Annotated in this window: 14 protein-coding genes; 10 read left to right on the top strand and 4 right to left on the bottom strand. The window is 53.2% G+C overall.

The features are described from left to right. Positions 1 to 217: 217 nt before the first annotated feature. On the bottom strand, positions 218 to 1,441 hold the full coding sequence (locus ACI2J2_RS12850) for an O-antigen ligase family protein (protein ID WP_404760174.1): 1,224 nt from the start codon (positions 1,439 to 1,441) through the stop codon (positions 218 to 220). A gap of 538 nt (positions 1,442 to 1,979) precedes the next feature. On the opposite strand from ACI2J2_RS12850, the gene tgt reads away from it, so the two are divergent. The 4 genes from tgt (at position 1,980) to secF (ending at position 6,449) form a co-directional block, all read left to right on the top strand. Further along, positions 1,980 to 3,107 (top strand): tRNA guanosine(34) transglycosylase Tgt, encoded by a 1,128-nt coding sequence (tgt, locus tag ACI2J2_RS12845; protein WP_209636583.1) that lies wholly within the window; start codon positions 1,980 to 1,982, stop codon positions 3,105 to 3,107. A gap of 157 nt (positions 3,108 to 3,264) precedes the next feature. After that, on the top strand, positions 3,265 to 3,597 hold the full coding sequence (gene yajC, locus ACI2J2_RS12840) for a preprotein translocase subunit YajC (RefSeq protein ID WP_004949246.1): 333 nt from the start codon (positions 3,265 to 3,267) through the stop codon (positions 3,595 to 3,597). Between the two features lie 25 nt (positions 3,598 to 3,622). Further along, positions 3,623 to 5,470: a protein translocase subunit SecD gene (gene secD, locus ACI2J2_RS12835; protein WP_209636581.1), complete on the top strand. Its 1,848-nt coding sequence runs from the start codon at positions 3,623 to 3,625 to the stop codon at positions 5,468 to 5,470. A 10-nt stretch (positions 5,471 to 5,480) separates the two neighbouring features. Further along, positions 5,481 to 6,449, top strand: a complete 969-nt coding sequence (gene secF, locus ACI2J2_RS12830; protein ID WP_209636579.1) for a protein translocase subunit SecF — start codon at positions 5,481 to 5,483, stop codon at positions 6,447 to 6,449. 81 nt (positions 6,450 to 6,530) lie between these two features. On the opposite strand, the gene ttrR is transcribed toward secF, so the two are convergent. Both ttrR and ttrS read right to left on the bottom strand, forming a co-directional pair. Further along, a complete protein-coding gene (ttrR, locus tag ACI2J2_RS12825) occupies positions 6,531 to 7,130 on the bottom strand; it encodes a tetrathionate respiration response regulator TtrR (RefSeq protein WP_404760173.1) in 600 nt (199 codons plus the stop codon). Next, positions 7,105 to 8,862, bottom strand: coding sequence for a tetrathionate respiration histidine kinase TtrS (ttrS, locus tag ACI2J2_RS12820; protein ID WP_404760172.1), 1,758 nt, complete (start codon positions 8,860 to 8,862; stop codon positions 7,105 to 7,107). Before ttrS ends, ttrR begins: the two co-directional genes overlap by 26 nt. A 153-nt stretch (positions 8,863 to 9,015) precedes the next feature. Between ttrS and ttrB the strand changes: the two genes are divergently transcribed. The 3 genes from ttrB to ttrA are packed head-to-tail and all read left to right on the top strand — an operon-like array spanning position 9,016 to position 13,881. Then, the gene (gene ttrB / locus ACI2J2_RS12815) at positions 9,016 to 9,750 is read left to right on the top strand and encodes a tetrathionate reductase subunit TtrB (protein WP_209636572.1); all 735 of its coding nucleotides are present in this window, start codon (positions 9,016 to 9,018) and stop codon (positions 9,748 to 9,750) included. After that, positions 9,747 to 10,805 (top strand): tetrathionate reductase subunit TtrC, encoded by a 1,059-nt coding sequence (ttrC, locus tag ACI2J2_RS12810; RefSeq protein ID WP_404760171.1) that lies wholly within the window; start codon positions 9,747 to 9,749, stop codon positions 10,803 to 10,805. The genes ttrB and ttrC overlap by 4 nt, the downstream gene beginning before the upstream one ends. Next, on the top strand, positions 10,798 to 13,881 hold the full coding sequence (gene ttrA, locus ACI2J2_RS12805) for a tetrathionate reductase subunit TtrA (RefSeq protein ID WP_404760170.1): 3,084 nt from the start codon (positions 10,798 to 10,800) through the stop codon (positions 13,879 to 13,881). The genes ttrC and ttrA overlap by 8 nt, the downstream gene beginning before the upstream one ends. Before the next feature lie 39 nt (positions 13,882 to 13,920). Here ttrA and ACI2J2_RS12800 read toward each other — a convergent pair whose 3' ends face one another. Continuing rightward, positions 13,921 to 14,475: a DUF3251 domain-containing protein gene (locus ACI2J2_RS12800; RefSeq protein WP_209636566.1), complete on the bottom strand. Its 555-nt coding sequence runs from the start codon at positions 14,473 to 14,475 to the stop codon at positions 13,921 to 13,923. Between the two features lie 186 nt (positions 14,476 to 14,661). Between ACI2J2_RS12800 and nrdR the strand changes: the two genes are divergently transcribed. The 3 genes from nrdR (at position 14,662) to ribE (ending at position 16,945) form a co-directional block, all read left to right on the top strand. Beyond that, entirely contained in the window at positions 14,662 to 15,111 is a 450-nt protein-coding gene (nrdR, locus tag ACI2J2_RS12795; RefSeq protein WP_037424287.1) for a transcriptional regulator NrdR, read from the top strand. Positions 15,112 to 15,121: 10 nt separating this feature from the next. Then, positions 15,122 to 16,231 (top strand): bifunctional diaminohydroxyphosphoribosylaminopyrimidine deaminase/5-amino-6-(5-phosphoribosylamino)uracil reductase RibD, encoded by a 1,110-nt coding sequence (ribD, locus tag ACI2J2_RS12790; RefSeq protein WP_404760169.1) that lies wholly within the window; start codon positions 15,122 to 15,124, stop codon positions 16,229 to 16,231. Positions 16,232 to 16,474: 243 nt separating this feature from the next. Next, positions 16,475 to 16,945, top strand: a complete 471-nt coding sequence (gene ribE, locus ACI2J2_RS12785) for a 6,7-dimethyl-8-ribityllumazine synthase (RefSeq protein WP_037424293.1) — start codon at positions 16,475 to 16,477, stop codon at positions 16,943 to 16,945. The last annotated feature ends 14 nt before the right edge of the window (positions 16,946 to 16,959 follow it).

Below are 16,959 nucleotides of genomic sequence, written 5' to 3'. Positions count from 1 at the left end.
TTCATGGAATCTAAGCGGCAACAATCACTGATAGATACCCCTTATAAGACCAATAGGTATTATCTGAAAGGAAGCCCCTAAGTTATTATTTTTTAGGTGTTTTAATTCAAAGTGAGAAGTTGAATGTCAATGATTAAATAATTGATATTGCTTTATTTGAATGTTAAAAATAATAAATGTCTGGCAGTAATAAACTGCCAGAGCACCTTAATTTAGTTTACACGGATTGCTCGCGTGTCTCTATTTTTCTATAATTTAATAGAGATGCATACATTCCTAAATATATCCACGGATAAACCATATACAATTGTGCGCCAAGAGAGAATGGGATAATAAAAAGTGAGAAGAAGGCGATCCCAGTAGCATCAAATCTGAAAAATCTAAATGTTATAATTATAAATCCAAGTAGGCCAAATAAACCATTTTCCACAATAAGATTAAAGAAACCACCTAAACCGGTGAGATCCCAGTCTTCCACTCGTGGGAAGTTGCCACTATATTTAGGATCGTTTCTTACAAGAGAATATGTACCAAGGCCTACTCCGAATAAAGGATTGTCAAGAAATATCCTTGGTCCTATATTATATGCGGCAACTCTTCCCATTACAAAACTTTTATCATAGGCCTTTTCATTTATAGTGTGGCTGGATTCTTTTATATCTTCAATGTAATTATAAGCTATGTTATAAGTGGTGAATAGTGCTGCAGAGATGAATAACAACACTGAAATAGAAAACCTAACAATATTTCTAGGATTAAGAAAGCTTGATAATGTTTTGTTCTTTATCATTAAATTAATTATAATGAGTATTATTAAAGCTACTATGGCTGCTTTTGATTGGGCAAGGATAAGAGCGAGGGTAAATATAAATAAGTGGCTTTTTTTATTATTCCCGGAGATTAACTGTAGAAATATCAATGTACTCATGAATAAACCATATGGCCCACCTTCAACATAAAATCCGGTGAGTCGTGCCACACCATAAGTAACCATTTTTGTTTTAAGAACCAAGTCAGCGCAAAATATAAACAACACTGCAATTGTAATGAAGAAGTTATACCTAAGAAACTTAGATATTAAGTCCATCGTGTTTAGTTTGTATTTCTGAGATGCGGAAAAAACCGTCATTGCAGTTAATATACATAACATTAATTCAATGAATCTGACGACGGATATAATATATTTTGATTTCAAACCGCCATAATCATCGAATTTGGCATCGGACATAAATGATGCACCTATTGATGTCATTAATAATAGCGAGAAAAATAAAATATAAGGGATGAACTTTTTATTTATCGTTCTAAGAGATACAGCAAAAATTGTTATGGCAAATACTTCCCAAGCCTTCAGTGGTCCAATGCTTACATCAGTTAGCTGACTGCCGATTGCACAGATAAGCATTATAAATGATGAATATCTAATAGTTGCAGATCCCAAGAGAGAACTCCTATCATATTTATTACTTAAGCTACCTCATTTCTTGCGCTGTTTCTTTCATTACAAATATCGCATTATGATGTAACTGATTTAACTTGTATCATAACGTCTCCCTGCTCCATCTGTACATACTCTAGCTAGATTGTTGGCCGTAGAAATCTACGATATTCGTAGCTTCCTCCTTAGGTTTTTAGCTGAACATTTACAATTACTCGGTGAGACTACCTCTAAATATACCTCGCCTACATCCCTGCCAAGACTGCAATGAGTCTTTAATTGATTGATTTTTTTAGTAAATGTGTATTTTTTTGCGTTTCCTCTGTGATTGATGCCCACAGGTTTCTAACGAGAGGAAAGAAAAATCGATGTTCCACAATAACCTTTTATTAGGAATTATCCCAAGAGGATTGATGTAGACGTACAATTGCGGAACATGGGTGAACCGTTTGGCTGTTAGCTTGTGGTGTGGGTTTGATGGTTGGTAGAATGCGCCTCTTTTTGTATGACATCAGACTGTTTCTCTGATGCTGGAGGCTTTGTGAAGTACGAATTAGACACTACCGATGGTCGCGCCCGCCGTGGCCGCCTGATTTTTGACCGTGGCGTGGTAGAAACGCCGGCCTTTATGCCTGTCGGCACCTACGGCACGGTAAAGGGCATGACGCCGGAAGAAGTGAAAGAGACCGGTGCACAGATCTTGTTGGGTAACACCTTCCACCTGTGGCTGCGCCCAGGACAAGAAATCATGAAGCTGCACGGCGATCTGCATGATTTCATGCAGTGGCACGGCCCGATCCTCACCGATTCAGGCGGCTTCCAGGTGTTCAGCCTGGGGGCGATGCGCAAGATTAAAGAAGAAGGCGTTCATTTCCGTAACCCGATTAACGGCGATAAGGTGTTCCTTAGCCCGGAAAAATCGATGGAAATCCAGTATGACCTGGGTTCTGACATCGTGATGATCTTCGACGAATGTACGCCTTACCCGGCAGATTGGGATTACGCGAAGCGTTCGATGGAAATGTCGCTGCGCTGGGCGCAGCGTAGCCGCCAGCGTTTTGACGAACTGAATAATAAGAATGCGTTATTCGGTATTATTCAGGGCGGTGTTTACGAAGATTTACGTGATGTATCAGTAAAAGGGCTGGTGGATATCGGTTTTGATGGTTACGCTGTGGGCGGCTTGGCAGTAGGCGAGCCAAAAGAGGATATGCACCGTATTCTTGAACACGTTTGCCCGCAAATTCCGGAAGATAAGCCACGTTACCTGATGGGCGTTGGCAAGCCGGAAGATCTGGTTGAAGGCGTGCGTCGCGGTATCGATATGTTCGACTGCGTGATGCCAACGCGTAATGCCCGTAACGGCCATCTGTTCGTGACTGACGGTGTGGTAAAAATCCGTAATGCCAAGCACAAGGATGATACTTCTCCGCTGGATAAAGACTGTGATTGCTACACATGTCGCAATTACAGCCGCGCCTACTTGCATCATCTCGATCGTTGCAACGAAATACTGGGTGCTCGATTGAACACCATTCATAACCTGCGTCACTACCAACGCCTGATGGCGGGTTTACGCGAGGCCATTGAACAGGGTAAATTAGAGCTGTTTGTTGCGGACTTCTACGGTCGGATCGGTAAACCGATTCCACCTTTAACTGCCCAATAGATTTCACGTTGCAGCAAGGCGGCAACCGAATCAATCCCCAGGAGCTTAGATAGCTAAGTGGCTGGGGTGAAAGAGGAAAGCCAACACCGCCGCAGTTTGAAAGATGAAGGGTAGAAACGCTTGAATTAATAATTGATAACTTAATGAGGGAATTTCAATGAGCTTTTTCATTTCTGACGCCGTCGCATCCGCAGGGGCCCCGGCTCAGGGAAGCCCGTACTCTCTGATCATTATGCTGGTGGTTTTTGGTCTGATTTTCTATTTCATGATCCTGCGTCCACAGCAGAAACGCGCTAAAGAGCACAAAAAACTGATGGACTCGATCGGTAAAGGTGATGAAGTGCTGACCACGGGTGGCCTGATTGGCCGCGTAACCAAAGTGGCTGACACCGGCATCATCGCCATTGCGCTGAACGACACCACGGAAGTGATGATCAAGCGTGACTTCGTGGCGGCCGTTCTGCCGAAAGGTACCATGAAGGCCCTGTAATTTTGTTTTCCCTAAGGGAATTGCCGTGCTAAACCGTTATCCTTTGTGGAAGTATCTGATGTTGATCGTGGTGATCATCGTCGGTCTGCTTTATGCGCTTCCCAACCTCTATGGTGAGGATCCGGCTGTACAAATCACTGGCGCGCGCGGTGTCGCCGCCAGTGAAACTACGCTGGACCAAGTCCGTACCGTATTAGAAAAAGACAAGATCGCGAGCAAGTCGATTGCGCTGGAAAACGGCGCTATCCTGGCTCGCTTTAGCAATCCTGACATTCAGCTGCGCGCCCGTGAAGCCTTAATGGCTGAGTTGGGTGACAAGTTTGTCGTTGCGCTGAACCTGGCTCCGGCTACGCCGGCCTGGTTGGCCATGCTGGGTGCAGAGCCGATGAAACTCGGTCTGGACCTGCGCGGTGGTGTGCACTTCTTGATGGAAGTGGACATGGACACTGCGCTGAGCAAGCTGCAGGAGCAGACTATGGATACCCTGCGCAGCGAGCTGCGTGAGAAGGGCATTCCTTATGCGTCTATCCGCAAGCTGGACAACAACGGCGTGGAAGTGCGCTTCCGTGACGATGCTACCCGCGATCAGGCCATCAGCTACCTCAGCCCGCGTCAGCGCGATATGGTGTTCTCTGCCAACGGCACCAACACCCTGAAAGCCAGCTTGACGGATGCCCGTCTGAGCGAAGCTCGCGAATATGCGGTGCAACAAAACATCACTATCTTGCGTAACCGCGTTAACCAGCTCGGCGTTGCCGAACCGCTGGTGCAACGTCAGGGCTCTGACCGCATTGTGGTCGAGCTGCCGGGTATTCAGGATACTGCGCGCGCCAAAGAGATTCTGGGCGCCACCGCGACGCTGGAGTTCCGTCTGGTTAACACCAATGCGGATGCCACAGCGGCAGCCAACGGCCGTGTGCCGGGTGACTCAGAAGTAAAAGACACGCGTGAAGGCCAGCCCGTTGTGCTGTACAAGCGTGTGATCCTGACCGGTGATCACATCACTGACTCGACGTCCAGCACCGACGAATACAACCAGCCGCAGGTTAATATCTCTCTGGATAGCGCCGGCGGTACTGCTATGTCTAACTTCACCAAGGACAACATCGGTAAACCGATGGCGACCCTGTTTGTGGAGTACAAGGACAGCGGCAAGAAAGACGCCAACGGCCGTGCAATTCTGGTGAAACAGGAAGAAGTTATCAACGTGGCTAACATTCAGTCGCGTCTGGGCAACAGCTTCCGTATTACCGGTATTGGCAACCCGAACGAAGCACGCCAGCTTTCGCTGCTGCTGCGCGCCGGTGCGCTGATTGCGCCTATCCAGATTGTGGAAGAGCGTACTATCGGCCCAACCCTGGGGCAACAGAACATCACCCAAGGTTTGGAAGCTTGCTTGTGGGGCCTGGTGGCATCCATCGTATTTATGGTGGTGTGGTACCGTAAGTTCGGCATGATCGCCACCACGGCGCTGGTCGCCAACCTGGTGCTGATTGTCGGCGTGATGTCCCTGTTACCCGGGGCGACACTGACCATGCCGGGGATTGCCGGTATCGTGCTGACGCTGGCGGTCGCTGTCGATGCCAACGTACTGATTAACGAACGTATCAAGGAAGAGCTGAAGAACGGGCGTTCCGTTCAGCAGGCGATCCATGAAGGCTATAAAGGCGCGTTCTCCAGTATCGTTGACGCCAACATCACTACCCTGATTACCGCAGTCATTCTGTACGCAGTGGGCACCGGTTCAATCAAGGGCTTTGCGATTACCACCGCAATCGGTGTGGCGACGTCCATGTTCACCGCAATTGTCGGTACCCGTGCCATCGTCAACCTGCTTTACGGCGGCAAACGCATTAATAAGCTGTCTATCTGAGGAGTGCGTTGTGGCACAGGATTATACTGTTGAACAACTCAACTACGGCCGTAAAGTTTATGACTTTATGCGCTGGGATTACGTGGCCTTCGGCATCTCGCTGGTGCTGCTGATCGCGTCAATCGCCATTATGTCGGTGCGTGGTTTTAACTGGGGTCTGGACTTCACTGGCGGTACCGTCATTGAAATCAGCCTGGAAAAACCTGCCAACCTCGATCTGATGCGCGATACGCTGGAAAAAGCCGGGTTCCAGGACCCGGTTATTCAGAACTTTGGCAGCAGCCGTGACGTGATGGTGCGTATGCCACCTGCGACAGGTACCGCAGGCCAGGAACTGGGTAACAAAGTGATCGGCGTGATTAACGAGTCGGTCGATAAAAACGCGAGCGTAAAACGGATTGAGTTCGTCGGCCCGAGCGTGGGCACCGAACTGGCGCAAAACGGCGGCATGGCGCTGCTGGTTGCGCTGATCTGTATTCTGATTTATGTCGGTTTCCGCTTCGAATGGCGTTTGGCGCTGGGGGCGGTTATTGCGTTGGCGCACGACGTGATCATCACCATGGGCGTGTTGTCGTTGTTCCATATCGAGATTGACCTGACCATCGTCGCTTCATTGATGTCGGTTATCGGTTACTCGTTGAACGACAGCATCGTGGTTTCTGACCGTATTCGTGAGAACTTCCGCAAGATCCGCCGCGGGACGCCTTACGAAATCATGAACGTGTCGCTGACCCAGACGCTAAGCCGTACGTTGATGACATCCGGTACGACCTTGATGGTTGTTCTGATGCTGTACATCTTCGGTGGCGCGATGCTGCATGGCTTCTCTCTGGCTATGTTGATCGGTGTGTCTATCGGTACCATATCTTCTATCTACGTGGCGTCCGCGCTGGCGTTGAAACTGGGTATGAAACGCGAACACATGCTGCAGCAGAAAGTGGAAAAAGAAGGCGCAGATCAGCCTTCGATTATGCCGTGATTTGCCCGTGAGTTGAAAATACACTGCCGGTCGGTTTATTCCGACCGGCATTTTTTTGCCTATAGACCATGACTTTTGGGTTTACGGGCGCTCAATCGACGTCAGTTGGTTGAGTGAGTTCACCAGTTCCGCAAGGCTGGCTGCCTGCATTTTTTCCATCACTTTGGCCCGATGAACCTCTACGGTACGAACCGCAATAAAGTGCCGGTCGGCGATCAGTTTATTGGTCATCCCGGCGGCCACAGCACGGGCAATCTCACGCTCGCGCGGCGTCAGCGCACTGAAACGCTGTTGCAGTTGGTGGCGCTCAACCTGGCGTTGGGAATGGGCTAACCCGCGTTCGAGCGCTTCAATCAGCGGGGCGGCGGCGATCGGTTTTTGCAAGAAATCCAATGCGCCCAATTTCATTTCCGCCACCGCCATAGAAATATCACCGTGACCGGTGACAATCACCACCGCCAGCGTACTTTCCTGCCGGCGCAGTTGCTGATGAACTTGCTGCCCGTCCAATCCTGGCATGCGGATATCCAACATGACTACGCCACATTGGTAAAGATCGACCTTGTCGACAAACCTTTGGCTGTCGTGCCAGATCTGTACCCGGTAGTTCAGTCCCTCGAGTAAAAAGCGGCAGGCGTCGGTAACCGCAAAATCGTCATCGACCAGATGTATCAGCGCCATGGCGAGTTTCCTTTTGAATAACAGGGAAGTGCAAGGTAACGCGCAGCCCTTGCCGTTGTGAGGGAGCCACATAATTTTCCAGCGTCAGATCGCAACCCTGGCTCTTGAGCAGTTTCTGACAGATCACCAGCCCCAACCCGAGGCCTTCCTGCTTAGTGCTGCGGAAAGGTACAAACGGCAGTGCCAGTTGTTCTGCGCTCAGGCCGCCGCCATCATCTTCTATGATTAGCCGTTGTTGATGTTGGTCGGTTTCCTGCCGCAAGAAAATGTGTTGGGCACCGGCTTGCAGGCTATTACTCAATATATTGGTGAGCACTTGCTCCAACAGCGTTGCCTGGCTGTACAACTGACTTTGGGCCGGGATGGCAAGGGTTAAACGGCACTGCGGGTATTGTTGTTCGATCTGCATCAATTTTAGAAGGTGTTCCACCAGTGGGCGCAGCAAGAGTGGCTTCGCGCTTTCATGTTGCGGTGTTTTACTCGCCCAGCGTCGCAAATTGACAATGCTTTCCGCACCACGTTGCGCCTGCTGGCCAATCTGTTCGAGTATCGGCAGCAGCGCATGTTGGCTATCGCTACGTTCAAGACGAATGCGGCACCCCTCCGCATAATGACGGATTGCGGCCAGCGGTTGGTTCAGCTCATGAGCAAAGCCAGAGGCCATCTCGCCCAGCGTGCTGAGCCTTTGCGCTTGAGCCAGGGCTGCTTCTCTGGCGCGTAACGTCTGATGCATCTGTTCGATCTGACGTCCACGCCGGTGTACCAAATGACCAATCCACAGATGGTTGGCGCCCAGCAACACCATCGCGCCGATAATGGCGCTGAGTAACAGCAGGTGCTGTTGCGCCCAAAGAGACACGTCCTGCCAGAGTGAGCGCTGCGTTGGGTGAATATTCAGATCATGCAGCAACTGATTGACCTGATGAGATGATGCTGGGGCACCCCAAACAGGTAAACGGGGTATGTCCATTTGCAGTAACTGGCGGGTCAACTCGTCGGCCAGCCGATCTGGCACGTGGTTTAAGGCTGCAAATGACCAATTAGGGTAAAGCTCAGTGCTCGTCAGGCAGTGCTGGTCACTGTGTTTTTCCAACAGGGCGCGGTAGTCACTGGCTTGCAGCAACCCTTCCGTTTGCATTTTTTCCAACAGGCAAACGGGCATAATCACGGCGTCCAGTGCGCCATCGCGCAACTGATACAGCAAGGCATCCGCCGGATAACCGCTGAAGTGCAGCGTCAGATCTTTTTCCGGGCGCAGACCCGCGCCAAGGAGTTCTTTATATCCCAGCAGGTAACCGCCAAATGCGTCAGCGGCGACTGCGCCAACTTTTCGACCGACGAGCTGGCTGGCTGTGGTGACAGGGCTGTCGCGCTTCACCAATATGACGCTGCCGACCACGTTGTTTGACGCTTGTTGCGACGATGGGGAGGAACGCAGTGAAACCAGCCAACGCAATGGGTAGCGGTTATCCAACTGGACGTATTGTGCCGGGTTGGTGAGCAAAAAATCGACGCGTTCGCTGCGGACTGCTTCACCCATACCGGACAGACTCACCGGCGACAATTGAAAGCTGTCCTGGGGAAACTGACGATTGAGATGGTCGACCAAGGGTTGCCATTGGGCCAGTGCATGAGCATCACCACGCAGTGCGAGTACTGCGATAGTCCATTGTCCCGCCCAAGCCGCGTTTAACCAACTGCTCAGCAACAGGAATAGCGCCGCTCTTTTCACATCATCTCCGCTTTTATGACCTGTATCACCAGGTTGAATTGTCCTGGATCAAGCCGATGCCGGGAATGTGGTAAACCACAATATTGGCGATCGGTTGCCGTTTTTACACTCCGTTGTATCAATTCCCCGGCGAATACTTATTGGGAGAAATCAATGGACAGTGGGAAACGGCAATTTTTACAACGACTCGGTGCGCTGACCGCCGGTGCCGCACTGGTGCCATTGGCACAGTCAGGGTGGCAGTTGCAGCCAGCTCGGCGGGAAGGTGACGGTAAAAGACGCATGGCGATGTTGATTGACCTGCGCCGCTGCATCGGTTGCCAGGCCTGTACAGTCAGTTGCGCAGTAGAAAACCGGCTGCCGCAGGGGCAATTTCGCACCAGTGTACTGCAATACCAGGTCACTCTTGAAGGACAGGATTCGACCACCAACGTGCTGTTACCGCGGTTGTGCAACCATTGTGATAATCCGCCTTGCGTGCCGGTGTGTCCGGTACAGGCCACTTTCCAGCGTCAGGATGGCATTGTGGTGATCGATAACACCCGTTGCGTCGGCTGTGCCTATTGCGTACAGGCTTGCCCTTATGAGGCACGGTTTATCAATCATGAAACCCAGACTGCCGATAAATGTACTTTCTGCGTGCATCGGCTGGATGCCGGCCTGCTGCCTGCGTGCGTCGAGTCTTGCGTTGGTGGTGCGCGAATGATCGGTGATCTCAACGATCGCCAAGGTGCACTAAGGCGTGCTCTGGATGAGCATCAGGCGCAGCTTAAGGTACTGAAACCTGAACAGGGAACCCATCCTCAGGTGTTCTATCTGGGGCTTGATGAGGCATTTGTCAGTCACGTTCGGGGACAGCCGGCACTGTGGCAGGAGGTGCACGCATGATCCGCGAAATTATGGCCCGCCCGCAGGAGATCGCCTGGTTACCTTGGGCGGTACAGTATTTTTTCTTTATTGGCCTGGCATGCGGCTGCATCATTATTGCCGTTTGGCTGCGTTGGCGCGATCCAAATAAGACGTCACGTCTGGAATTGGCTGCCGTGTCGTTGGCAGTGGTAAGCGGTACCGTTGCGCCCTTGGCCTTGAGTGCCGATTTGCATCAACCCGCGCGCATCTGGCATTTCTACGCGTACTTCGCCCCCTGGTCGTGGATGTCACTCGGCTCGCTGTTTTTACCGCTGTTTACCCTGTTAGTGGTCAGCTATTTCGTCTTGCTGCTGCGTAATCAGTTAAGGCCAAAAACCTTGCCGCTTTGGGCACGTTGGCTGATGGTCCGACCGGCATGGCGTGAGGAAGCGTGGCTGCGGTGGGTGGCATTGGCGACCTTGGTGTCGGCGGCCAGTATCTTGCTCTATACCGGGCGTGAGGTTTCCGTTCTTCGGTCGCAGCCGCTGTGGTTCAGCCTTTGGCTGCCTTGGTTACTGCTGCTTACCGCCATGCAGGCCGTTTCGCCGCTGCTGGCCTACTGGCTACGACAGGAACCTCAATGGCAGCCACGCCTGGCACGTTATCAGGCCGTCACGCTTGTGCTGTTATGTCTTTCTTGTCTTGGTTGGTGGGTGGATGGCAGCACCTCTTCTTCTGCGTTACACACGTTGGCGGCTCAGGGCATTGCCTGGTGGGTGGCCGGTATCGCCTTTATCGCGATGACGTTATTGCTGTTGATGTTGGCATGGCGAATGTCTAACCAGCGGCTAAGTCCCCATGGGCTGCTGATGCAGTGCATGGCGGCGCTGTTGCTTTGCTGGGGTACGCGTTGGATGTTGCTGATGCAAACCCAAACGTTGCCCAAATTCAATGCAGTGGCTAATCCCTATGTGTTGCCGCTGGACAGTGAAGGGCTGTTGGCGATTCTGGGCACCCTGGGTTTGTGGATTGCGTTAATCATTGGAATTCGTGAATTGCAGCATCAGCTGATGGAGAAAAGACACTATGGCTAAGTCAACGCGGCGTCAGTGGTTGAAAGGCGGGCTCGCTCTGGGTGGATTGACGCTGTTTGGTGCCAGCTACAGCGAGATGGTGCAAAAAGTCTTTACCGGCCTGCGCGACGGCAGCAGCGGTAAATTGACGCTGGACAGAATCAGTGCCAACGCGCTACCGACAGAGGGGACCCGGCATCCTGATGGCTGGCAGGCCAACCCGCAGCAAGCGGTGTCCATGACGCAATGTTTTGGTTGCTGGACGTTGTGTGGCTTACGGGTCCGGGTGGATCGCGAAAGCCAGCAAATATTACGCGTGGCGGGTAACCCGTATCATCCGTTGTCTCATGATCACCACTTTCCTTATTCGCTGCCGGTGAGTGATGCGCTCAACCGCCTGGGGGGCGATGCGGGTCTTGAACAGCGCTCGACGGCCTGTGCACGTGGGGCGACGTTGTTGGAAGGGCTGACCAGCCCTTATCGCGTCCTGGAGCCGATGAAGCGGGTAGGGCCACGTGGCAGTGGCCAATGGCAACGGATCAGCTTTGAACAGTTGATCCATGAGGTGGTGGAGGGCGGTGACCTTTTTGGCGAGGGGCCAGTTGAGGGATTACGGGCGATCCGCGATCTTGAAACTCCGCTTGATCCGGAACAACCTTCACTGGGGCCAAAGGCCAATCAGCTGCTGGTCACCAATGCCGGTGATGAAGGCCGAGATGCTTTTATCAAGCGTTTTGCACAGAATGCGTTTGGGACGCGCAACTTCGGCCATCATGGGGCTTATTGCGGGTTGGCTTACCGCGCGGGATCCGGGGCCTTAATGGGGGATTTGGAAACGAATGCGCACGTCAAACCCGATTGGGATCATTTACGTTTTGGGCTATTTCTCGGTACGTCCCCTGCGCAGTCTGGCAACCCGTTCAAGCGACAGGGGCGACAGTTAGCCAATGCCCGCATGCGTGATGAATTCCGCTACGTGGTAGTGGCGCCGGCGCTGCCACTGACCACCACGTTGGCCAATGATCACAACCGTTGGGTGCCGGTGTTGCCGGGTACGGACTCTGCATTAGCGATGGGCATGATCCGTTGGATTATTGAGCAAGAACGCTATAACGCCGACTACCTGGCATTACCTGGCGAGGTGGCGATGCAGGCCGCCGGCGAAAAGAGTTGGACCAACGCCACGCATTTGGTTGTGACCGATGAGGATCACCCGTTGTGCGGGCAGTTTTTACGTCAGGTGCATTTGGACGGGGGGGCAACCGGGGAAGCCGAAAGCCCGCCTTTGGTCTGGGATACGCAGCGGGCTAAGCCAGTGCCGGCGAATGAGGCTTTACAGGGGCCGTTGCGGGTGGAGCAACAGTTACGTCTCGCCGACGGTTCACAGGTTCAGGTTCGCTCGAGTTTTCTTTGCCTGCAACAGGCCGCTGAACGCTTCACGTTGGCCGAATACGGCACCCGGTGTGGTGTCAGCGCCGAGACCATTGCCGCGTTGGCCAAAGAGTTCACCTCTTACCAGCGGCAGGCAGCGGTGATTGCGCACGGCGGTATGATGAGCGGCAACGGTTTTTATAACAGCTGGGCGGTGATGATGCTCAATGCGCTGATCGGTAACCTGAACCTTAAGGGCGGCGTCTCGGTCGGCGGCGGTAAGTTCAAGGAGTTTGCCGATGGGCCGCGTTATGACTTAAAAACTTTCCCGGGCATGGTGAAGCCAAAAGGGTTGGTATTGTCGCGCAGCAAACAGGCGTATGAACAATCAGACGAGTATCGCCGCAAGGTTGAGCAAGGCGATAAGCCGTACCCGGCCCGTGGGCCTTGGTACCCCTTTGTTGCGGGGCAGTTCACTGAGCAGCTTGCTCCGGCGCTGATGGGGTATCCTTACCCGCTAAAGGCCTGGATCAGCCATATGGGCAACCCGCTCTACGGTGTTGCCGGCCTGCGCGAAGTGGTCGAAAGCCGGCTTAAAGATCCTCGGCAACTGCCGCTGTTTATTGCAGTGGACGCGTTTATTAACGAAACCAGCGCATTGGCAGATTATATCGTGCCGGACACTCACAACTTCGAAAGCTGGGGATTTACGGCGCCCTGGTCCGGCGTGATGGTGCGATCGAGCACTGCGCGTTGGCCTGTCGTCCCGTCACGCACCCTGAGCACCGCAGAGGGGCAGCCGGTGGCACTGGAAAGCTTCGTCATTGCGTTGTCGAAGGCGATGGCGCTGCCGGGGTTTGGTGATGCCGCTTTGCAGGATACGCAAGGCAATGCTTTTGGGTTGCACACTGCCGAGGATTATTACCTGCGCGCAGCGGCCAACGTGGCTTTTGCCGGGGAGCCAGTGCCTGAGGCGACAGAAAGCGAACTACGGTTGACGGGTGTTGATCGCCTGCAACCGGCACTAGACCGGGTGCTGAAAGCGGATGAGCGGCTGCGGGTGGGTTATATGTTGGCTCGGGGGGGACGTTTCGCGCCGTATGAGCAAGCCTGGCGAGGCAATGAAACCGGCCCGCAATGGAAGAAGGGGCTTAATATCTGGAATGAAGAGGTGGCACGTCACCGCCATGCAATGACAGGAGAGCGTTACAGTGGGTGTCCGACGTATTACCCACCGCGTTTTGCCGACGGTTCAGACGTGGGGAAACACTATCCACCGGACGAGTGGCCGTTCCGTTTGATGTCGTTTAAGTCGCATCTGATGAGCAGTTCAACAGCGCCCATTGATCGCTTGCGTGCGGTGAAGCCCGTCAATCTGGTGGCGCTTAATCCGGTCGACGCTGAGCGCTATGCATTGCAGCATGGCGATCGGGTTCGGTTGCAGACCCCGGGCGGCAGCGTTGAGGCGCAAGTCAGCTTACTCGATGGCGTGATGCCAGGCGTTATTGCTATCGAGCACGGCTATGGCCATCGCGAGATGGGGGCCCGTGCACACCTGCTGGATGGGCAGCCGATGGCGGCAGATCCACGCATTGCCGCCGGCATCAATCTGAATGACCTTGGGTTGCCGGATCCGACCAGAGAGATCGGTAATAGCTGGCTTGATTGGGTCAGCGGTGCGGCGGTTCGTCAGGGATTACCGGCAAGGCTGCAACGCTTGGAGTAACCTGAGGGCCCAACCATCGGAGGTTGGGCCTTTTTGCTGTTAGTTTTGCGCTGGCGCGGCTTTAACGGGCTCTACGCTATGCAGCCGTACAAAACCCAGTTGTTCAGGTGTCAGGCCGCTGAAACGCAGCTCAAAAGTATGTTCAGTTTTAGGCAGCAGTGAATCTGCACTGGCAATAGGTTGCGAGAGGGAATCTGCCGCCAGGGGTTTACCGGTGACAGGATCCAACTGGCCCCACTCCACTACTGCGTTGAACGCGGGCAGGGATGCCTGTGAAAGCGTTCGGACGTGCAATAAGGCTTGGGTGCCGTTAGCTTCGGCTTTCACGTGGCTCAGTGACACGCTCAGCTCGCCGAGGCTGCTCTGCAAGCGTGCGGCATTATTGGCCGCCGGCAGCAGATAAACACCGCTGGTGGAGTTTTTGTTCAGCTGATTTTGCTGTTCCAGCGCCGTAGCCTGGGTAGTCAGAGTGGTTAACTGTTGATTCAGCGCAACCACCTGATTGTGCAATTTCGGCACCTCGCGAGTTTGTGCACAGCCTGCCAGCAGGGCCAGGGTGCTCAGCAGGATAATCTTGGGGTAATGGGTTGTCATAGCGGGGATTTCCTATTCAACATCTCCTTTTATCAGCTTAGCCCGCCTGGCAGGGAAAGTCATGCCAGTCCGTTTTTGTCCTGTTGTTCCGCAGGTGGGCTCGCAACAAATGGCCGACGGCCTTTGTTGTGGCCGCACTTCGGGGTAAACTGCTCTTAACTATGAAAACGTTTATCAGGACGTGTTATGCATTGCCCTTTCTGCGCCGCTGTTGATACCAAAGTCATTGATTCCCGTTTGGTGGGTGATGGTTCGCAGGTGCGCCGTCGTCGCCAGTGTTTGGTTTGTAATGAACGTTTCACCACCTTTGAAGTGGCTGAACTGGTGATGCCACGGGTGATAAAAAGCGACGATGTGCGCGAGCCATTTAACGAAGACAAGCTGCGTCGCGGCATGCTGAAGGCGTTGGAAAAACGCCCGGTCAGTTCTGACGACGTGGAAAACGCGATTAACCACATTAAATCCCAATTGCGTGCCACCGGCGAGCGTGAAGTGCCAACCAAATTGGTTGGTAACCTGGTGATGGATGCGTTGAAGAAGTTGGATAAAGTCGCCTATATCCGCTTTGCCTCTGTGTATCGCAGCTTTGAAGATATTCGCGAGTTCGGCGAAGAGATCGCCCGTCTACAGGATTAAGGGACCCCTCATGCATAACGATGAATTCTACATGGCACGCGCTTTCGAATTGGCGCGGCTGGGGCGTTTCACTACCGCACCGAACCCGAATGTCGGCTGTGTTATTGTGCGCGATGGCGAAATCGTCGGTGAAGGGTACCACCTGCGAGCCGGTGAGCCCCATGCGGAAGTGCATGCGCTGCGCATGGCGGGCGAAAAAGCACGTGGTGCTACTGCCTATGTCACGCTGGAACCTTGCAGCCACCATGGTCGTACACCGCCTTGCGCCGATGCACTGGTTGCCGCCGGAGTCGCTCGTGTCGTGGCCGCCATGCAAGACCCGAATCCGGAAGTGGCGGGGCGGGGTCTGTACAAATTACAGCAGGCGGGGCTGGATGTGCGTCATGGTTTGATGCTGGCTGAAGCCGAAGCGGTGAATTTGGGCTTTCTCAAGCGGATGCGTACCGGTTTCCCGTATGTACAATTGAAACTTGGCGCCTCTCTCGATGGCCGTACGGCGATGGCGTCCGGTGAAAGCCAATGGATCACCTCGCCCGAGGCGCGCCAGGACGTACAGCGGTTGCGAGCGCAAAGCGCGGCGATTCTCAGTACCAGTGCCACTGTACTGGCTGACGATCCATCACTGACGGTGCGTTGGGATGAGTTGGATGCTGAAACTCAACGCATTTATCCACGTGAAAACCTGCAGCAGCCATTGCGCATTATCCTCGACAGCCAAAATCGTGTCACCCCGCAGCACCGGGTGGTGCAACAGCCGGGGGCAACCTGGCTGGCGCGTTTGCAGCCGGATGACCACGTTTGGCCGCAGGATGTCGAACAACTGACCTTCCCGGCCCATGGCGCCGGGATTGATCTGGTCGTGATGATGATGCAATTGGCCAAACGACAAGTGAATTCCATCTGGGTCGAGGCTGGCGCGCACTTGGCAGGGGCTTTACTGCAGGCCGGGTTGGTGGATGAGCTCATTTTGTACATCGCGCCAAAATTGTTGGGCGATAATGGCCACGGTTTGTGCCACCTACCGGGCCTGGAACATTTGGCTGATGCGCCGGAGTTTGTCTTCAGCGAAGTGCGGCACGTCGGGCCCGATTTGCGGCTGCGATTGAAAGCAAAATACTGATTTTAATGTCTGTGTGTCGGGGGGATGGGTCTTTTACAACACCGACAGCACGGTCTGGTGCCCGTCAATAATTGGTGTTACATCAAGGCAGCAAGCGCGCGTACCCCGGTGAGCTTACACAAGTAAGCCACTCGAGTCGGCGGGCGTCGCCAACACAGATGCAGCTTCAAGTATGACGGGTATAAAGAATATGATAGAATCCGCCCCCCTGCGGGGTACTGAACCCATTTTTAAGGAAAGCCCATGAAAGTTATCGAAGGTGTTGTTGCTACTCCAAATGCCCGTGTGGCGATTGCAATTGCACGTTTTAACAATTTCATCAACGACAGCCTGCTGCAAGGTGCCATCGACGCACTCAAGCGCATTGGTCAGGTTGCTGACGACAACATCACCGTTGTCTGGGTCCCGGGCGCTTACGAGTTGCCACTGACTGCACGCGTGCTGGCTAACACCGGCAAATATGATGCAGTGATCGCACTGGGCACCGTTATCCGTGGGGGCACCGCGCACTTTGAATATGTCGCGGGCGAAGCCAGCTCTGGCCTGGGCAGTGTTTCTATGAACACTGAAATCCCGGTTGCCTTTGGCGTGCTGACAACCGAAAGCATCGAACAGGCTATCGAACGTGCTGGCACCAAAGCAGGCAACAAGGGCGCTGAAGCGGCTCTGACCGCACTTGAAATGATTAATGTTATCAAAGCTATTAAAGCCTGAATTTAGTTAAGGGG

This window comes from Serratia sp. NPDC087055, assembly GCF_044900985.1.
GTDB lineage: Bacteria > Pseudomonadota > Gammaproteobacteria > Enterobacterales > Enterobacteriaceae > Serratia.
This window is presented reverse-complemented; position numbering and strand designations above follow the sequence as displayed.

What these genes read in the sequence shown, in the direction of transcription:
- yajC (WP_004949246.1), top strand. Translation starts at nt 3,265, where the DNA reads ATGAGCTTTTTCATTTCTGACGCCGTCGCATCCGCAGGGGCCCCGGCT.
- ttrR (WP_404760173.1), bottom strand. Translation starts at nt 7,130, where the DNA reads ATGGCGCTGATACATCTGGTCGATGACGATTTTGCGGTTACCGACGCC.
- ttrB (WP_209636572.1), top strand. Translation starts at nt 9,016, where the DNA reads ATGGACAGTGGGAAACGGCAATTTTTACAACGACTCGGTGCGCTGACC.
- ttrC (WP_404760171.1), top strand. Translation starts at nt 9,747, where the DNA reads ATGATCCGCGAAATTATGGCCCGCCCGCAGGAGATCGCCTGGTTACCT.
- ttrA (WP_404760170.1), top strand. Translation starts at nt 10,798, where the DNA reads ATGGCTAAGTCAACGCGGCGTCAGTGGTTGAAAGGCGGGCTCGCTCTG.
- ACI2J2_RS12800 (WP_209636566.1), bottom strand. Translation starts at nt 14,475, where the DNA reads ATGACAACCCATTACCCCAAGATTATCCTGCTGAGCACCCTGGCCCTG.
- nrdR (WP_037424287.1), top strand. Translation starts at nt 14,662, where the DNA reads ATGCATTGCCCTTTCTGCGCCGCTGTTGATACCAAAGTCATTGATTCC.
- ribD (WP_404760169.1), top strand. Translation starts at nt 15,122, where the DNA reads ATGCATAACGATGAATTCTACATGGCACGCGCTTTCGAATTGGCGCGG.
- ribE (WP_037424293.1), top strand. Translation starts at nt 16,475, where the DNA reads ATGAAAGTTATCGAAGGTGTTGTTGCTACTCCAAATGCCCGTGTGGCG.